Origin of the sequence: Methylobacterium sp. E-005, assembly GCF_022829725.1 — a bacterium.
Classification (GTDB): domain Bacteria; phylum Pseudomonadota; class Alphaproteobacteria; order Rhizobiales; family Beijerinckiaceae; genus Methylobacterium.
The window spans coordinates 77,146-93,954 of the sequence record NZ_JAKSYG010000073.1 but is presented as its reverse complement, the minus strand read 5'-3'; the positions used below and the strand labels follow the sequence as shown (position 1 = coordinate 93,954).

Annotated in this window: 20 protein-coding genes; 14 read left to right on the top strand and 6 right to left on the bottom strand. The window is 70.0% G+C overall.

Annotation, left to right across the window (positions count from 1 at the left end):
• The first annotated feature begins 29 nt into the window (after positions 1-29).
• A complete protein-coding gene (locus MKK88_RS08065; RefSeq protein WP_243998614.1) occupies positions 30-596 on the top strand; it encodes a GbsR/MarR family transcriptional regulator in 567 nt (188 codons plus the stop codon).
• A gap of 36 nt (positions 597-632) precedes the next feature.
• Here MKK88_RS08065 and MKK88_RS08060 read toward each other — a convergent pair whose 3' ends face one another.
• Entirely contained in the window at positions 633-1,328 is a 696-nt protein-coding gene (locus tag MKK88_RS08060) for a GntR family transcriptional regulator (RefSeq protein WP_243998612.1), read from the bottom strand.
• Positions 1,329-1,648: 320 nt separating this feature from the next.
• Positions 1,649-2,611: a LysR family transcriptional regulator gene (locus MKK88_RS08055; RefSeq protein WP_243998610.1), complete on the bottom strand. Its 963-nt coding sequence runs from the start codon at positions 2,609-2,611 to the stop codon at positions 1,649-1,651.
• Between the two features lie 133 nt (positions 2,612-2,744).
• On the opposite strand from MKK88_RS08055, the gene MKK88_RS08050 reads away from it, so the two are divergent.
• From MKK88_RS08050 to MKK88_RS08035, 4 genes are all read left to right on the top strand, one after another.
• Entirely contained in the window at positions 2,745-3,668 is a 924-nt protein-coding gene (locus MKK88_RS08050; RefSeq protein WP_243998608.1) for a ring-cleaving dioxygenase, read from the top strand.
• A 60-nt stretch (positions 3,669-3,728) separates the two neighbouring features.
• Positions 3,729-4,361: an alpha/beta hydrolase gene (locus MKK88_RS08045; RefSeq protein WP_243998606.1), complete on the top strand. Its 633-nt coding sequence runs from the start codon at positions 3,729-3,731 to the stop codon at positions 4,359-4,361.
• 35 nt (positions 4,362-4,396) lie between these two features.
• Positions 4,397-4,828, top strand: coding sequence for a DoxX family protein (locus tag MKK88_RS08040; RefSeq protein WP_243998604.1), 432 nt, complete (start codon positions 4,397-4,399; stop codon positions 4,826-4,828).
• A gap of 95 nt (positions 4,829-4,923) precedes the next feature.
• Complete coding sequence (locus MKK88_RS08035) at positions 4,924-5,901, top strand: Gfo/Idh/MocA family protein (protein WP_243998602.1); 978 nt, start codon at positions 4,924-4,926, stop codon at positions 5,899-5,901.
• 7 nt (positions 5,902-5,908) lie between these two features.
• Here the strand turns inward: MKK88_RS08035 and MKK88_RS08030 are convergent, their stop codons facing one another.
• The 3 genes from MKK88_RS08030 to argJ are packed head-to-tail and all read right to left on the bottom strand — an operon-like array spanning position 5,909 to position 8,291.
• Entirely contained in the window at positions 5,909-6,337 is a 429-nt protein-coding gene (locus MKK88_RS08030) for a (deoxy)nucleoside triphosphate pyrophosphohydrolase (RefSeq protein ID WP_313902303.1), read from the bottom strand.
• Positions 6,334-7,044 carry an SIMPL domain-containing protein gene (locus tag MKK88_RS08025; protein ID WP_243998599.1) on the bottom strand — a complete coding sequence of 237 codons (711 nt, stop codon included), beginning with the start codon at positions 7,042-7,044 and terminating at the stop codon, positions 6,334-6,336. The genes MKK88_RS08030 and MKK88_RS08025 overlap by 4 nt, the downstream gene beginning before the upstream one ends.
• Positions 7,041-8,291 (bottom strand): bifunctional glutamate N-acetyltransferase/amino-acid acetyltransferase ArgJ, encoded by a 1,251-nt coding sequence (argJ, locus tag MKK88_RS08020; protein ID WP_243998597.1) that lies wholly within the window; start codon positions 8,289-8,291, stop codon positions 7,041-7,043. Before argJ ends, MKK88_RS08025 begins: the two co-directional genes overlap by 4 nt.
• 229 nt (positions 8,292-8,520) lie before the next feature.
• Between argJ and MKK88_RS08015 the strand changes: the two genes are divergently transcribed.
• The 3 genes from MKK88_RS08015 (at position 8,521) to MKK88_RS08005 (ending at position 12,146) form a co-directional block, all read left to right on the top strand.
• Positions 8,521-8,955, top strand: a complete 435-nt coding sequence (locus MKK88_RS08015; protein WP_243998595.1) for a histidine kinase — start codon at positions 8,521-8,523, stop codon at positions 8,953-8,955.
• Between the two features lie 695 nt (positions 8,956-9,650).
• Complete coding sequence (locus tag MKK88_RS08010) at positions 9,651-11,480, top strand: methyl-accepting chemotaxis protein (RefSeq protein WP_243998593.1); 1,830 nt, start codon at positions 9,651-9,653, stop codon at positions 11,478-11,480.
• 162 nt (positions 11,481-11,642) lie between these two features.
• Complete coding sequence (locus MKK88_RS08005; RefSeq protein WP_243998591.1) at positions 11,643-12,146, top strand: thermonuclease family protein; 504 nt, start codon at positions 11,643-11,645, stop codon at positions 12,144-12,146.
• 8 nt (positions 12,147-12,154) lie between these two features.
• On the opposite strand, the gene MKK88_RS08000 is transcribed toward MKK88_RS08005, so the two are convergent.
• Entirely contained in the window at positions 12,155-13,276 is a 1,122-nt protein-coding gene (locus MKK88_RS08000; protein ID WP_243998589.1) for an AI-2E family transporter, read from the bottom strand.
• Between the two features lie 301 nt (positions 13,277-13,577).
• On the opposite strand from MKK88_RS08000, the gene MKK88_RS07995 reads away from it, so the two are divergent.
• The 6 genes from MKK88_RS07995 to MKK88_RS07970 all read left to right on the top strand — a co-directional run bounded on the left by MKK88_RS07995 (position 13,578) and on the right by MKK88_RS07970 (position 16,783).
• Positions 13,578-13,886, top strand: a complete 309-nt coding sequence (locus MKK88_RS07995; RefSeq protein ID WP_160533596.1) for an acyl carrier protein — start codon at positions 13,578-13,580, stop codon at positions 13,884-13,886.
• A gap of 24 nt (positions 13,887-13,910) precedes the next feature.
• Positions 13,911-14,378 carry a 3-hydroxyacyl-ACP dehydratase FabZ family protein gene (locus MKK88_RS07990; protein ID WP_243998587.1) on the top strand — a complete coding sequence of 156 codons (468 nt, stop codon included), beginning with the start codon at positions 13,911-13,913 and terminating at the stop codon, positions 14,376-14,378.
• Complete coding sequence (locus MKK88_RS07985) at positions 14,375-15,502, top strand: beta-ketoacyl-ACP synthase (RefSeq protein WP_243998585.1); 1,128 nt, start codon at positions 14,375-14,377, stop codon at positions 15,500-15,502. Before MKK88_RS07990 ends, MKK88_RS07985 begins: the two co-directional genes overlap by 4 nt.
• Positions 15,503-15,858: 356 nt before the next feature.
• A complete protein-coding gene (locus tag MKK88_RS07980) occupies positions 15,859-16,068 on the top strand; it encodes a cold-shock protein (RefSeq protein WP_091715064.1) in 210 nt (69 codons plus the stop codon).
• 107 nt (positions 16,069-16,175) lie between these two features.
• Positions 16,176-16,544, top strand: coding sequence for a DUF6481 family protein (locus MKK88_RS07975; protein ID WP_243998583.1), 369 nt, complete (start codon positions 16,176-16,178; stop codon positions 16,542-16,544).
• A gap of 38 nt (positions 16,545-16,582) precedes the next feature.
• Positions 16,583-16,783, top strand: coding sequence for a hypothetical protein (locus tag MKK88_RS07970; protein ID WP_243998581.1), 201 nt, complete (start codon positions 16,583-16,585; stop codon positions 16,781-16,783).
• Positions 16,784-16,809: the final 26 nt, after the last annotated feature.

The window sequence follows — 16,809 nt, the reverse complement described above, 5'->3', positions numbered from 1 at the left end:
TGCGGATCCAGACCCCGTCGGAACGCCCCGTGCAGCTGCCCCCCCTCGTCCAGACCTTCGTGCTCCATTTCGGCGAGATGGGCTCCCGGTGGGGCATCAACCGGACGGTCGGGCAGATCTACGCCGTGCTGTTCGTCTCGGAACGGCCGCTCAACGCCGACGAGATCGTCGAACGGCTCGGCGTGTCGCGCTCCAATGTCAGCATGGGGCTGAAGGAACTGCAGGCCTGGAACCTCGTGCGCCTCCAGCACCGGCCTGGGGACCGGCGGGACTATTTCGCCACCCCCGAGGATGTCTGGCAGATCGTCCGCACCCTGGTCGAGGAGCGTAAGAAGCGCGAGATCGACCCGACGCTGACCATGCTGCGCGAGCTTCTGATGCAGGAGGTCGGGACCGAAGCCGAGCGTCATGCTCAGGCGCGCCTCGGCGAGATGCACGACCTGTTCGAGCTGTTCACCGGCTGGTACGACGACATGCGCCGGCTCGACACCGACCGCCTCATCCAGCTTCTCACCCTCGGCGCGAAGGTCCAGAAGGTGCTGGAGATGAAGGACCGGCTGACCCGCTTCGGCGGCCGGGGCGGCAAGGGGGATTGAGTCGTCCAGCCGGACGCGCCGGCGACGCGCAACCGGTCAGAGTCGGGCCAGCCCGTCCCGGTAGACCGCCACGAGGCACACGCCGACATTCTCGATATGAGCGCGCAGGGCTTCCGCCGCCGCCTCGACCTTCCGGTCCTCGCACAAAGCAAGGATCTGCGCATGTTCGTCATGGGCCCGGGCGACATCGCCCGAGGCCGAGAGTTGCAGGCGCGTCGGGCGGTCGCAATCCTGAAGCAGGCCCGACACGATGGTCAGCGCGCGCGGCCGGTCCGCGTGGCGCAGAAGATCGAAGTGGAAGCGCCGGTTCAACTCGCCCCAGCGCATGACTTCGCCGCCGCTCAGCGCCTCACCATACGCCTTCAGCACCGCGCGGAGGTCCTGAAAATCCTCGTCCGTGAGGTGGGGGACCGAGAGTGGCAGGAGCTGCGGCTCGAGCTGGACGCGCAACCTGAAGATATCCTCCACCTCCTCCACGGACAGGCCCGACACCACGGCACCGCGATGCGGCACGATCTTGACGAGGTTGAGGGCTTCGAGCTGCAGGAGCGCTTCCCGGATCGGGATCCGGCTGATCCCGAATTCCTCGGCCAGCGCGTCCTGGCGGAGCTGGATGCCGGGGCGCAGTTCGCCGTTCAGGATCCGCTGCCGGAGCGAATCGGCTACGGCCGCCGCGACCGTCTTGTGCCGCAACAGTTCAGGCACACGGCGTCCGGGAACCGCTGTGAACATCGACGCCTCGATCGGACTGTATACTCGCATACATAGCATCCTCACGCGGCAAAGTCCCGTTGCCGCGGGGTGGACTATAGTCCTTGCATACGTCAGGTTGCCGCGCAAGTCGAAGGTTAACCTGATGGCACGGTTCCGATGAGATCGGCCAGTCTTGTAAGCCTCTAGGCACGGTTTAGGCCGCGTGTGGCCAGAGCCTGCGCCTCTTGATGCATAAACCGGTCCAGGTGTTTATCGGCTGCGTCATGCGCTGAGCCCAGGCGCCGGGTCGATCGTGGCCCTTTTCCATCCAGCGGTAGTCTATCGATGAAAAAGCTGCCCTAATATGTATTGGGTTCAGCCGGAGACGATGGATGCGTTGCAACCGGCGCGTGCAAATCCGCCCAGGGGGCATGGGAGAGCCCTCGCGCCAGATGAGCCATGAGCGCCGTGACGCGCGCGGGCCGGGGATCGCCAGGTGGCGTCACCAAGTGCAGGGCGATGGGGGGCGGTGACCAGTCGGTCAGGACCCGCTCCAGGCGGCCCGCCTCCAGATCGTCCCAGATCATGAAATCGGGCTGAAGCGCGAGGCCCAGGCCGGCCCGGAGGGCCGGGGTCAGCGCCTCGGCATTGTTGGCCCGCAGCGTCCCGCCGGGTGTGACCACGGCCTCCGCGCCGCTCGCATCCACGAAGCGCCAGCGGTCGGGCGTCGGCAGATGGGCATAGCCCAGACAGGCGTGCCGGGCGAGGTCGTCCGGATGCCGGGGGCGGCCGTGCTGGTCGAGATAGGCGCGGGTCGCCACGAGCGAGCGTCGGACCACGCAGAGCCGGCGGGCACGCAGCGACGAATCCGGCAGGGCCGCGATGCGCAGCCCGATATCGAATCCCCCGCCCACGAGGTCGACGACCGCGTCCGAGAGGTGCAGGTCCACCGACACGGCCGGATGCTGGCGGAGGAAATCCGGCAGCAGCGGCGCGACATGCATCACCCCGAAGGTCATCGGGGCCGCGAGCCGGACCAGACCGCGCGGCTCGGCAGCCCCCGCCATGGCCAGCGCCTCGGCCGCCTCGCCCTCCGCCAGGATGCGCGCCGCGCCCGCCTTGGCGGCCTGCCCCGCCTCGGTGAGGGCGAGCTTGCGCGACGTACGGTTGAACAGCCGGGCACCGATCCGGACCTCCAGCCGGCCGACCGCCTTCGAGACCGTACCCTTCGACAGCCCGAGATCCGCCGCCGCCCGGCCGAAGGAGCCGGTCTCCACCACCTTGGCGAACACCGCCCAGGCCTCGAAATCGGGCAGCCTCATGGGTCGATCACTGTGATCAAATTTGGAAACGATGGGTTTCCATCGTTTCTATTTTCCCGCCTGACGGCAAGGGGCACATTGCGGTCATCGCACAGGCACCGCATCCATCGCGGCAGCCGCAGGAGACAGCGCCATGATCCAGACCGGCCTCCACCACGTCACGGCCTTCTCCGGGCCGGCCCTGCGCAACCTCGATTTCCACACCCGCGTGCTCGGGCTGCGGCTGGTCAAGAAGACCGTCAACTTCGACGATCCGGGCACCTACCACCTCTATTACGGTGACGCGGCCGGGCGCCCCGGGACGATCCTGACCTTCTTCCCGATCGAGCGGGCCGCCCCCGGCCGGGTCGGGGTCGGCGAGACGCAGGAGACCGCCTTCCGGATCCCCCGCGCCTCCATCGGCTGGTGGACCCACCGTCTCATCGAGAAGGGCGTGGCCCACGAGCCGCTGATTCAGGTGTTCGGCGAGCCGACCCTGCGCTTCCGCGACCCGGACGGGATGATGCTGGCTCTGGTCGGCGTCGAGGAGGCCGGCGATGAGGTATGGGCCGCCAGCGAGGTTCCGGCCGAGCACGCCATACGCGGCCTGCACGGGGTCACGCTGCTCCTCGACAAGGCAGAGCCCACGGCCGCGATCCTCACGGAGGTCCTGGGCCTGCGCGAGTCCGGCCGCGAGGGCAACCAGACCCGCTTCGCGGGCAGCGCCGCGCTCGGCGGCCTCGTGACCCTGCGGGCGGTGGGCGGCTTCCTGCCCGGCCGGCCCGGCGCGGGCTCGGTCCACCACATCGCGTTCCGGGCGGCGGACGACGCCGCGCAGGCCGCGATGGGCGAAGCGCTTGCCGCCCGGGGCCTCCACGTCACCGAGCAGCGCGACCGGCAGTACTTCCGGTCGATCTACTTCCGCGAGCCGGGCGGCGTGCTGTTCGAGATCGCGACGGACGCGCCCGGCTTCGCGGTGGACGAGCCGATCGAGGCCCTCGGGTCCGATCTGAAGCTGCCCGCCGGGCTGGAGCCGCACCGGGCCGAGATCGAGGCGGTTCTGCCCAAGGTCGCCTGACGCCAGCGCCCGCTCCGCATCCCGCGGGGCGGCAATCCTCCCCCTTGCCAGGAGGTCGCCATGACCAACGAAAGCCTCGGTTTCATCCACCGCTTCGAGCCCGGCCCGGATACGGCCCACCCGCTGCTGCTCCTGCATGGGACCGGCGGCGACGAGAACGACCTCCCGCCGCTCGGCCGGATGCTCGCCCCGAACGCCGCGCTCCTCTCGCCCCGTGGGGCAGTGTCCGAGAACGGCATGCCGCGCTTCTTCCGACGCTTGGCGGAGGGCGTGTTCGACGAGGCCGATTTGCGCCGCCGCACCCACGACCTCGCCGGCTTCGTGGCGGCGGCGCGCGACCATTACGAGCTCGGCGCGCCGCTGGCGCTGGGCTTCTCCAACGGCGCCAACATCGCCGCCGCGCTGCTGATGCTGCGGCCGGAGATCCTGGCGGGTGCCGTGCTGATGCGCCCGATGGTGCCCTTCACCGATCCCCCGGCGGCCGATCTCGCGGGAAAACCGGTCCTGATTCTCTCCGGTGCCATGGACCCGATCGTACCGGTGGAGAATGCCCGCCGCCTCGCGGCGCAGCTCATGGCCGCCGGCGCGCAGGTCGAGCACCGGATCCTGCCCGCCGGCCACGGCCTGTCGCAGGCCGATCTCGACCGCGCGGCGGACTGGCTGCGCGACATCGCGCTTCCGCGCGCAGCCTGAATCGCGCGCACGCACCGCAGGGAAGGACAATGCCCATGGCCGCCTCGATCTCCCCCGTTCCGACCGCCGCCGGAGCGACCCTCATGGCCCTGCTGCCGCTGACCGGCCGGGTCCTGATGAGCGCGCTCTTCCTCGTGAGCGGGGTCGGCAAGCTCGCCGCGCCCGCCGCGACCCTCGCCACCATCCAGGCCGCCGGCCTGCCGCTGCCCCCGCTCTCCTATGGGGCGGCGACGCTGGTGGAGATCGGCGGCGGCCTTCTGTTGATCGCCGGCTATCGTACCCGGCTCGTCGCCCTGGCGCTGGCGCTCTTCGCTTTGGCCAACGCGGTGACCTTCCACGCGGCTCTGGGGGATCAGAACCAGATGTTCCACTTCCTGAAGAACCTCGCCGTCACCGGCGGTCTGCTGCAGTTCGCGGCCTTCGGGGCCGGCCGGTTCAGCCTCGACGCCCGCCAGGGCCGAGCCTGATGGTTGTGTGCGTCGGCGGTCTTTCCCGCGTCGATCGAGATCCGTATGGCTGCGCCGGGACGCGCATCCGCGCCGTCCGAGACGCGGGATCCTCCATGACGGCCACCGACGCCACGCTTGCCCTCGGGATCATCGGCGCGGGAATCATGGGCGAGCGCCTGCTCGGTGCCATCCACGGGGCGCCGGATTCGCCCGTCCGGGTCGGCGCGATCTGGGACCCGTCGCCGGAGGCCCTGGCCCGCATCGGCGCGGCCTTCCCCCTGGTGCCCCGCGTCGCCGATGCCGAATCCGTCGTGACGGCGAGCGATTGCCTCTACGTCGCCTCGCCACCGGCCTCGCATCTCGGCTACGCCCGGGCAGCCCTGACGGCGGGACGAAGCGTCTTCTGCGAGAAGCCGCTCGCCATCGATCTGGCCGAGGCCCGCGCCTTCGTGGCGGAGGCCGGACCCGCCGGCGCGGTGAACTTCCCCTTCGCCTCATCGCCCGGCGTGGCGGTGCTGCAGCGCTGGATCGCCGAGGGGGCCGTGGGTACGCCGCGCCGCCTCGCCATCGCGGTGGACTTCGCCCGCTGGCCGCGCCCCTGGCAGGCAGATGCGGCGCGCTGGCTCGACGCGCGGGCGGAGGGCGGCTTCACCCGCGAGGTCGTCTCGCACTTCCTGTTCCTCGCCCGCCGCCTGCTCGGCCCCCTGGAGGGAATCGGCGGCCGGGTCGACTTTCCGGAGCCCGGCCGATCCGAGCGTGGAATCGCCGTGACCCTGACGGCCGGCGGCATCCCCGTCACGCTGACCGGCCGGGTCGGCGGCACCGACAGGGACGACCACAACACGTGGACGCTGGAGGGTGATGCGGGCGCCGTCCGCCTGCGCGACTGGGCCATCGCCGAGCGCCTCGGCCCGGATGGGCGCTTCGAGCCGGAGCCCGACGCGATCCCCAATGAGAAGCTGCGTCCGATCACCCTGCGGCGCCAGCTCGAGGGCGTCGTCCGCATGGCGCGGGGCGAACCGCACCACCTCGCTACCTTCGCGGAGGCGCTGGCCGTGCAGGAGGCGGTCGAGGCGATCCTGGCGCTGTGAGGCGGCCTCAGACCTCCAGCAGATCAATCAGGAACGGGATCAGCGGCGCATCGGCGGGCGGCATCGCGAGGTCGCGGAGGGCCTTCGGCCGGACCCATTTCAACGCCTGCCCCTCTATCGATTGCGGCGTGCCGGTCCAGCGGCGGCAGACATAGAGCGGCATCAGGAGGTGGAACTCCGGATAGGCGTGGCTGGCGAAGGTCAGGGGCGCGAGGCACGGTTCCTCGACCCCGATGCCGAGTTCCTCGGAAAGCTCCCGGATGAGCGTCTCCTCCGGCCGCTCGCCCGGCTCGACCTTGCCGCCGGGAAATTCCCACAATCCGGCGAGCTGCTTGCCCGCCGGGCGCTCGCTCACCAGCACGCGGCCGTCGACATCGACCAAGGCCACAGCAACCACAAGGAGGAGGCGGGGGCCGGCACCCCCGGGGGCGCTCACGGTGCCACCGCGAAGGTGACGGCGACTTCGGAGGACATCTGGATCGTGCCGGCCTCGATCGGGACGCGCCGGCCCTTCGCCGCCATCGGTGCTGCCAGGGCGCGGTTCGCCATGGGATAGGGGGCGCCGCCCGCAGGCCCGAGCGTGCAGAGCGGGCCGAGCTTGACGCCGAGGGCGTCGGCGAGCGCTACGGCCCGGGCGCGGGCGTCGCGGGCTGCGGCGACTTGGAGGGCCGCATCAAGCGTGTCGGGATCGCGCAGGCCGAAGCTGACGCCGTCGATCCGGTTCGCCCCGGCATCGAGGGCTTGGCGGAGGAGGTCGCCGAGCCGGTCCATGTCGGCGAGGCGGACGCTCACGAGGTTGCTCGCCCGGTAGCCGTCCGGCTCCTCGGCGAGGCCGCCCGGCCGGGCCACCGACCGCGTGTCGGCCTGCAGCGAGACGGCTGCGGTCCCAATATCCGTCGCCGGCACGCCGAGTGCGCGGGCCTGCGCCGAGACGCCCGCCACCGCCTTCGAGGCCGCATCGAGGGCCGCCGCCGCATTGGGCGCGCGCGCCTCGATGCCCATCGTCACCTCGGCAAAATCCGGCGCCCGCGCCTCCGCGGCGCGGGCGAGCACGCTGATCTGGCGGGTGCAGGCCGAATCGTCGGCCCGGGCCCCGGCGGAGAGCGCGGCAATCAGGAGAGCGCCGGCCAGGACCACCCTCACGAGCGGTAATCCCCGTTGATCTCGATATAGGCCTTGGTCAGATCGCAGGTCCAAACCCGGGCTTGGCCATCGCCGAGCCCCAGATCCACCCGGATCTCGATCTCCGGCTCGCGCATCACGGCGCTCGCGGCCGCTTCGCTGTAATCCGGATCCCGGGCGCCATCCACGGCCACCCGCACGTCGCCGAACCAGATCGCCAGCCGGTCGCGGTCGGCGGGCTCGCCGGCCTTGCCGACCGCCATCACGACCCGGCCCCAATTGGCGTCCTCGCCCGCCACCGCGGTCTTCACCAGCGGCGAGTTGGCGATCGACATGGCGATGCGGTGCGCCGAAGCATCGCTCTCGGCCCCCGTGACCCGGACGGTGACGAACTTGCGCGCACCCTCGCCATCCTTGGCGACGAGCTGTGCCAGCTCGACGAGGAGGCCCTCCAGCGCCGCACGGAAGCCTGCGAGTCGCGGATCGGCTGGGTCCGACAAAGCCGCGTGACCGGCCTTGGCGGTCGCGAACAGCATCAGCGTGTCAGAGGTGGAGGTGTCGCCGTCCACCGTCACGCAGTTGAAGCTGGTCTTCGTCCCCGCGGAGAGAAGCGCCTGAAGCACCGCCTGCGGCAGGGCGGCGTCGGTGAAGACGAAGGACAGCATCGTGGCCATGTCGGGGGCGATCATGCCGGCGCCCTTGGCGATGCCGTTGAGCGTCACCGTCACGCCGTCGATCATGGCCGTGCGGGTCGCGAGCTTCGGGAAGGTGTCGGTGGTCATGATGGCGCGGGCCGCCTCGGCCCAGGCGGCGGAGCCGTCCGTGGCCCGGGCCGCGCAATCGTCCAGCACGCCCTCGAAGCGCTCGGCCGGCAGCGGCTCGCCGATCACGCCGGTCGAGGCGACGTAGACCTCGCGGGTGCCGCAGCCCGCTGCTTGCGCGGCGATCGCGACGGTGCGGGCCACCGCCTCTCGACCCAGCCGTCCCGTGAAGGCGTTGGCGTTGCCGGAATTCACGACCAGTGTCCGGGCGGAACCCTCGGCCAGGGCCTCGCGGCACCAATCCACCGGCGCCGAGGGGCATTTCGAGCGGGTGAACACGCCGGCCGCCTGCGTGCCGGCCTCCAGCGCGACGTAGAGCACGTCGGTCCGGCCGCTGTAGCGGATCCCGGCCTGGGCGGTGGCGATTCGCACCCCCGGCAGGGGCGGCAGCTCCGGCACCGCACTCGGCGCCAGCGGGGAGACGGGCGGGGATTTCGCGGACGACATCGGCTCGGGCTCCGGCAGCGCGCGGTTTGTCCCGCGGGCGGCCCGGTGTTGAGCGCAGGACCCCGGCGGCGTCAACCGCATGCCCGGCCTATGGTCAGGGATCCCGATTGCCGGCTCTTTGAGCGGAGGCGCCACGAAATGCGGCGTCTTCGCGGCGGCAGGCTTGCGTCAGGATTGCAACCCGGCATAGCATGCTGCATCGCAAAGCCAGCGCGAAGTCGAGTGCGGAATGTCCACGGCCGACATCGGGACTGCTTCCGGCACGATGCCCCATGGCGGGTGCTACCGCATCCAGGTTCTGGTCGTCGGCCGCCATAAGCGCTGGCGGGACGAGGTGGCCGCGCAGGTTCGCCTTCTAGGCTATCAGGTCACCGCCTGCGACCGGGGGGTCGACGCCATGACGGTCCTGGCGCTGGGCCTGCCGGTGGACGTGATGGTGGTGGATTCCGGCCTTCAGGGCGGATTGTGCTGTGCACAGCTGGCCGTCGAGGCCCGGACCCTTCGCCCGGGGCTGCGCATCGTGCTCGCCGGGGACGCGCTCGACGATCCGGAGCCGGAGGCACCGGGCCATATCCCCGACGCGCTGCGCGTCCGGCACGACCAGCTCCAGAACGGGATGGTGGCCACCCTGATGCGCGAAGCGCTGGCCGATCGCGCCGCCTGAGCCTGCCCATACCATCCAGGATCGTTGGACGCCGGGCCGTTCTGCGCCGAATGGGCGATAGCGGCGCGCGACGCGTCGGTTGGCCGAGCGAGGCGTGATTCGCGATCCTGCCAATCCGCTGTGCCCTGTGAAACGCAGCGCAGACCTATTGATCGATCGATCCGGGTTCTGGATGCCGTGCCCGAACCTCAGTCGGCATCTCCGTGAGACCGGAGAATCCCACGGCTCAGCATTGAAGGTCCGGACCGCTGAAGCGGCGTCTTTCCCGCGTCGCTCAGGTTGTGCGGTGGAATGATAGGGCGTGTGGAGCAAAATTTCGAAATATTTGCTTGTGGCGCGTGGAATAATGCAGCCGGGTATCGTGTCTTTACATCCCGGCATTCCAAACTAGAGATTTATATACTATTGGCGACAGCATTTATAGAGCAAAATAAACTTCAGGTTATAACCGAAATGTGACACAGCAGTGTCACTTGCAACTCGCTTGCTGGGGAGGCTTGATCTGAAAAATCCCTCCCAGTGCAAGGATCTTTGTCTTGAAGATCGGAATACGTATTCGCCTGTATGCCGGGTTCGCCATACTCGTTGCAGTTGCGGCGATTATCGGTGCGTTTGCGACATATCAGCAAGACAGTCTGAATCAGGATTACGCAAGGCTGATCTTCGTCGGAGAGAGCGCACAGGAAATCATTGCGATGGACGGCCTTGCCGCCCAGCTCTCCGCCAAAGCCGAGCATTACCGCGTCGCGCCGGACACGGCGCAGATCACCGCCATGCAGGAGGTGCGGCGCTTGATCGAGGAAACCGCCGAGCGCCGCACGGCCAAGGCCATGACCGATGAGGGGAGAAGCCGCTATGCCGCCATCCTCGGCAGCGCGGCGGCGATGAAGGCCGACTTGGATCATCTTGCGGAGGCCGGGACCCGGCTCGACGGCGCGCGGTTGCGCCTCATCAAGGCCGGCAACAGCCTGACGCATCTGCGCGAAGGGATGATCACCGACATAAACCAAAGCGGCAACACCGAAGCGAAGCTGCAGGCGACTCGCATCGAGAGCGCCATCCTCGACTCACGCCTCGCGGCCGCGCGCTCTGTCATCAATCCGGATCCCCGCTTTCGGGCGGAATTTCAGGAGAAGGTCGAGCAGGCCCGCATCGCCCTGCAGGCTCTCGAGGGCGATGGAGCCGTTGCCGGTCGGATCCGGGAACTCGCGGATACGCTGGCTGTCTACAAGGCGGAACTCACCGGCTATCACGAGGCCATGATCGCATCGAAGGCGATTTCCGAAACCGGCATCAAGCCACGGACGGACGCCATCGCGACGAACTGCGCCAAGCTCCGGGAACGGATCGTGGCGGCGTCGACGGAGATCAAGGCGGAGACCGAAGAACGTGTTCTGCGTGCTTGGCGCATCGAGGTCGGCCTCGGCGCGCTGGCCCTGATCATCGGTGTCGCCCTGGCCGCCATCATCGCCAGCAGTATCATCCGCCCCATCGACGGCATGGTGAAAGCCATGGAGCGCCTGGCCGAAGGCCATACGGATCTCGTGGTTCCCTCGCAGGATGCCGCAGCCGAACTCGGCGCCATGGCCAAGGCCGTGGAGGTGTTTCGGAAGAACGCCATCGTCCGGGCCGAACTGGAGGCTGCCCAGGCCAATGCGCGGGCGGCCAGCCAGCGCAGGGCCGAGCGTCGCGAGCAGCTCGTCGAGATCTTCGATCAGAAGATCGCCGCGTCCCTCGAGATCGTCACGCTGGCGACCAGCGAGCTCGACGCCACGGCCCGCTCGATGACGCAGATCGCCGACGACACCAACACCCAGGCGGTCGCGTCCAGCACGGCCGCCGATCTGGCGTCCATGAACGTGGAGACGGTGGCGGCGGCGGCCGAGGAGATGGTGTCCTCGCTGCAGGAGATCGAGCGGCAGGTGCTCCGCGCCAACGAGGCGGCCGGCCTCGCCGCCCACGAGGCCGAGGCGAGCAACACCGCCATGGCGAGCCTGCGCGCGGCCTCCAAGCAGATCGGTGCGGCCGTGACGACGATCTCCGGGATCGCGGCGCAAACGAACCTGCTCGCGCTCAACGCCACGATCGAGGCGGCCCGCGCCGGCGAGGCGGGCCGGGGCTTCGCGGTGGTCGCCGCCGAGGTGAAGGAACTGGCGGGCCAGACCGCCAAGGCGACCGACCAGATCGGCGGGCTGATCTTCGCCATCCAGGGGGCCACCACCCAGGCCGCCGAGGCGATGCAGCAGATCGCGCGCACGATCACGAGCGTGAACGAGATCAGCGGGGCCATCGCCTCGACGGTTGTGGAGCAGACGGCGGCGACCAGCGAGATCTCGCGCAACGCCACCGAGGCGGCTCAGGGCACGCAACACGTGTCGTCCAACGTCTCGCAGGTGTTGTCGGCGTCCCGCGAAACCGGCAACGCCGCGTCGCAGGTGCTGAACGCGGCGGCCGAACTGGCCAAGCAGTCGCTTGCCGTCAAGCAGGAGGTGGACGGCTTCCTGCGCGACATCCAGGCGGTGTGAGTCCGGGCGCGGCCCCTGAACGCGCCGCGCGCCGGCATCGGCGGCCACGCCCCGAGCCCCCCGGCCGCATCCCGGCAAAGTCGCCACATTATCCTGGGATCATCCCGGCTTCGGCATTCGCTTTCCGCCCATCCGCCTGCCGCCGCCATGGACACATCCGTGATGATCAGATCGACGCTTGCCCTGCTCCTGCTGATCGGTCCCGCCGCGGCGGCGGGACCGATCAGCGGCCCGGCGACGGTGATCGATGGGGATACGATCGAGATCCAGGGGACCCGCCTCCACCTCTACGGCATCGACGCGCCCGAGACGGCGCAGAATTGCGAGACCGCGACAGGGCTGGAATACCGCTGCGGCCGGTCGGCCGCGCAGGCCCTGCGGGCACGGATCGGCGGTGCGGTGGTCACCTGCGAGCGACGGGACCCGCCGGTCGCGGGCCGTCTGACCGGCCGCTGCCAGGTCCACGGGGAAGATCTGTCAGCCTGGATGGCCACCCAGGGCTTCGCGCTGGCCAGCCGTCACGTGACCACGGCCTACGCCGCCCAGGAGAGTCATGCCTGGGCGACCCGCCGTGGGATCTGGGCCGGCACCTTCGAGAAGCCGGCGGATTGGCGCCGGGACCGGCGCCGGGTCGAAGCTTCGGCCGGAGCGGGCGCGGAGGAATAGAGGCGGCCTCAAGCCTTCTCGTCGTGGCCCTGGGTAAACTCCCGCCACAGGAGCACCAGGGCGGCCATCACGGCCGGGCCGACGAACAGGCCGAGCAGCCCGAAGGTCTCGACGCCGCCGAGGATACCGAGCAGCACCCACAGGAACGGCAGCTTCGTGGTGCCGCCGATCAGGGCCGGGCGCACGAAGTGGTCCGCCACGAAGGTCACGACGAGGCCCGCCGCCGCCACCACGATGGCGGCCTTCGTCGCGCCCGCCGCCACCAGCAGGAGCGCCGCGATGGCGATGGCGAGGGCCGCGCCGAACGGGATCATCGCCGCGACCGCCGTGAAGGCGCCGAGCAGCACCGGGTGCGGGACGCCGGCGAAGTAGTAGACGATCCCGAGCAGGACACCTTCGCCGAGGCCGACGAGGACGAGGCCATCGACGGTGCCGTGCACCGAGGCGACCATCTGGCGGGCGACGCGCTCGCCACGGGGCCCGAACAGCTTCTGGCAGGCTATCAACGATTGGTCCCGCACGGTGCGCCAGTCGCGGAACAGGAAAAACAGGGCCACCAAGCTGAAGCCGAACAGCACGATCCGCCGGACGATCTCCCGTCCGACATTGCGCGAGGTGCCGATCACCGAGTGGTTCTCGAACCTGTGAAGCAGGTCCGAGCCCGCCTGCGCGTGGCCAAGATTGTCGTTCCACCACGCGGTCGCCTGCGCGGCGCCGTAGGGCAGATGCTGGAGGAATTCAGGCGCCGGGATGCCGTTGGCCTCGGCGTTGCGCACGAAGTCGGCCACGTCGTGGGCTTCCCGGGCCGCCTGGACACCGAGGATCGCGAGCGGTGCCAGGAAGACCAGGGCGACGGCCGCGGTCATCAGAGAGGGCAGCAGCAGGTTGTGCTTGCCGGGCGGGAAACGGCGCTCCAGCCGGTTGTAGACCGGGAACAGGGCGATCGCGAGCACCACCGCCCAAGCCAGGGCCGGCAGGAACCGGTGCAGGATCCACAGGCCGAGGGCCGTGAGCACCAGGACCAGCAGGACGCGCGCCGCCCCCTGCGAGCGGGCCCGCTCGTGCGGCGGCAGCGACGGTGCCTCCTCGATCCGCGCCGGCGGGCGCGCGGGTTTGGTGATCGGTGGCATCCGTCTCGTCTCCTGGGAACGCGGCTTCTGTCCCGTCCCTCAGCTAGGGCCGATGGGGCGGGAGCGGTACGATTGCCCGCAGACGCCGCGACGGCTGCCTGGGGATAGCCGCTGAAACGCCGGGCGGCCCGCCAAGGTTGCCGCCTCTGACACCCTCGTGTAGAGGTCGCCGCCATCCCACGGGGCCGCGTATCGGGACCCGTAGACGCTGAGGGTGGTCGCGCGGGGCGTGCCGGGGCTGTCCGGCGGCGAGGGGGCTCCCGCCCGACCGATCCGGAATCCGACCAGCCCGCGAGAAGACATGTCCGACGAGCCCGCCCACGGCAGCGCCACCTTCGAGCGCGTGGCCGACATCATAGCCGAGACGGCCGACATCCCGCGGGAGAAGATCACCCCGGAGAGTCACGCCATCGACGACCTTGGCATCGACAGCCTCGCCTTCCTCGACATCGCCTTCGCGGTCGACAAGGCCTTCGGGATCAAGCTGCCGCTGGAGCGCTGGACCCAGGAGGTCAACGAGGGCAAGGTCCCGGCCGAGCAGTATTTCGTGCTCAAGAACCTGTGCGCGCGCATCGACGCCCTGGTGGCCGAGAAGGCCGCCAAGGTCTGATCCGCGCCGGCTGATCGTCCCGCCATGCGCCTCGAATATTTCGAGATGATCGACTCCGTGCGGCTCCTCGACCGGGCCGCCGGTCGGATCGAGGCGCTCGCCCGGGTGCCGCTGGAGAGCCCCGTCTTCGAGGGGCACTTCCCTGGCCATCCCCTGGTGCCCGGCGTGCTTCTCACCGAGACCATGGCGCAGGCTTCCGGCTACCTCGTGCTCGCCCATCTCGATTTCACCCGCATGCCGTTCCTCACCGGGGTCGACAAGGCGCGGTTCCGCTCCTTCGTCGGGCCGGGGGCGGAGCTCGTCGTGACCGCGCGCCTGGAGCATGATGGCTCGGGCTACGCGGTGACCAAGGCCGCGATCAGCCATGCCGGCAAGGCACTCTGCGACGCGGAGCTGCGCTTCCGCACCATGCCGTTCCCGGACGGGCTCGATGCGCCGATGCGGGAACGGGCGCGGGCGATCGGCCTGTTTTCCGATCCGGTGCAGCCGTGAATCGGGCCGTCGTCGTCACCGGCCTCGGCCTCGTTTCCTGCGCGGGTGAGGGCGTCGACACCCATCTCGCAGCCCTCGACGCGGGGGCGGCGCCCCGCACCGACGCCGAAACCTTCGCGCCCTACCCGGTGCATCCGGCCCCCGCGATCGCCTGGGACGGCCAGATCCCCAAGCGCAGCGATCAGCGCCAGATGGAGGCGTGGCAGCGCCTCGGCGTTTACGCCGCGGGCCTCGCCCTCGACGCCGCTGGGGTGAAGGACGATGCGGCCTTCAAGCAGGCGCTCCACCTCGTGGTGGCGGCGGGCGGCGGCGAGCGCGATTACGCGGTCGATGGCGCGATTCTGACGGGTCTGCGTGAGGCCGATGATCCCGGTGCCTACCTGAACGAGCGGTTGCAGAACGACCTGCGCCCGACCCTGTTCCTGGCCCAGCTCTCGAACCTGCTCGCCGGCAACATCGCGATCGTCCACGGGGTGACGGGGGCCTCCCGGACCTTCATGGGTGAGGAGGCCGCCGGGATCGACGCCCTGCGGATTGCCCAGGCGCGGGTGGCCTCGGGTCAGATCGACGCGATCCTGGTCGGCGGTTCGTACAGCGCTGAGCGGCCCGATGTGCTGGTCATTCACGCGATGGGCGGCTTTCTCGCCCGGGACGCGTACCGACCGGTGTTCGAGCGTGGCGCGCAGGGCGGGTTCATCCTCGGCAGCTGCGCGGCGTTCCTGATGCTCGAATCGGAATCCCACGTCGCCGCCCGGGGCGCCCGGGCGCTCGCCCGGCTCGACGCCGTGGCCTGTGATCGCACCTGTCGCGCGCCCGGAAGCGTCTTGGCGAGCCTCGAAGCCCTGTGGCGACAGGCCGGGCTGGCGGCGCCCGATCATGTCCTGTCGGCCGCGACCGGCGGCGCGCCGATCACCGCCGAGGAGCGGGACGCCTTGGGGCGTCTCGCGCCGGCGGCCCGCCTGCAGGCGCTGGGCGACGTGATCGGTCATGGGCTCGAAGTCGCGGCGCCGTTCGGTGCGGCCCTCGCGGCCGCCCTCGTGGCCGCAGGCGGCGCCCGCGAGGTGGCGGTGACGGCGGTGGGGCATCGTCGCGGTGAGGGGGTCCTGCGCCTCAGCCCGGCCTGAGCCAGCGGCATCGATCCGCGCCAAGTGACGGCACTGGAACACAGATCTTGGGCGCAGCCGCGCCGTTGAATTTCGTCCGATCGCCGCTCAGTCGGCCCCAGCACCGACAATCGTCGCCGTTTCTAAGCCGCCAAAGCGCGCCCAACTCGGCCAGTAAGTGCGAGAAATATTTCTCCAGGCTTGCCAAGACAGCGCGATCAGTCTAACTATACGGGATCGGCACGTGTCCGGATATCTTGGACCGTTACGCCTTCGCAGGGCGGTTCTGACTTTCCTATCGCTATCGGTCGATGCCGGCGCTGGCCCGCACAGGGTGGTGCCATCTCTCACTATGCCTGCGAAGATCAAGGACTTCCATGAGCACCGGAACCGTCAAGTGGTTCAACGAGACCAAGGGCTACGGCTTCATCCAGCCGGATGATGGTGGCAAGGACGTGTTCGTCCATATCTCCGCCGTCGAGCGCGCCGGCCTGCGCAATCTGGCCGAGGGCCAGAAGGTCAGCTACGAGCTGGAGACCGACCGCCGCAGCGGCAAGCAGTCCGCCGGTCAGCTCCAGACGGCCTGATCCCCGACCGAACGTCTTTTGTGGAAGCCGCTCCCCCCGGAGCGGCTTCTTCGTATTTGCCATCCCTCGGGGTGCCGGCCTCTGCCGCGCCCGACCCAGGAGTGTCTGTGAGCTTTCCCAATAAGCAGGGCGTCGCCGATCGCCTTGAGACGGCCGCCAAGGCGCGGTCGGAGATGCTGGCCCGGTTCCGGGCGCGTCCGTCCGCCGACGATCCGGCCGTCCTCGCCCGGCAATCGGCCCGCCGTGCCGTCGCCGATGCCCGCGAGGCCCGCACCGCCGAGCGCGAGGCGCAGCGCCAGGCTGAGGTCGCGCGCGCCGCAGCCCAGGCCGAGGCCGATCGCCTCGCCGAGATCGAGCGCAAGCACGCCGAGCAACTCGCCGCTCAGGAGCGCGCCAAGGCGCTGCAGGCCGAGCAGAAGGCCCAGCGCGACGCGCGCTACCTCGCCCGCAAGGCGAAGGCCCAGAAACGGCGCTGAGGCGCCGCCACCCCGACACCGCGTCCCAGGAGCCCGCCATGTCCCACAAGTTCAAGGTCGGCCAGCGGGTCTGCCGCCCCAGTCATGGACTTCCGGGCGACGGGGGCACGGGCGAGGTGTTCGAGGTGCTCCGGCTGATGCCGGAGGATCAGACGGGCGAGCCGGGTTACCGCATCCGCACCCAGGGCGGCGAGCGCGCGGTCCGCGAGAGCGACCTCGTGGCGGCGCCGCAAGCCTGATCCGGACGCGGCCGCAAGGCCTCCGG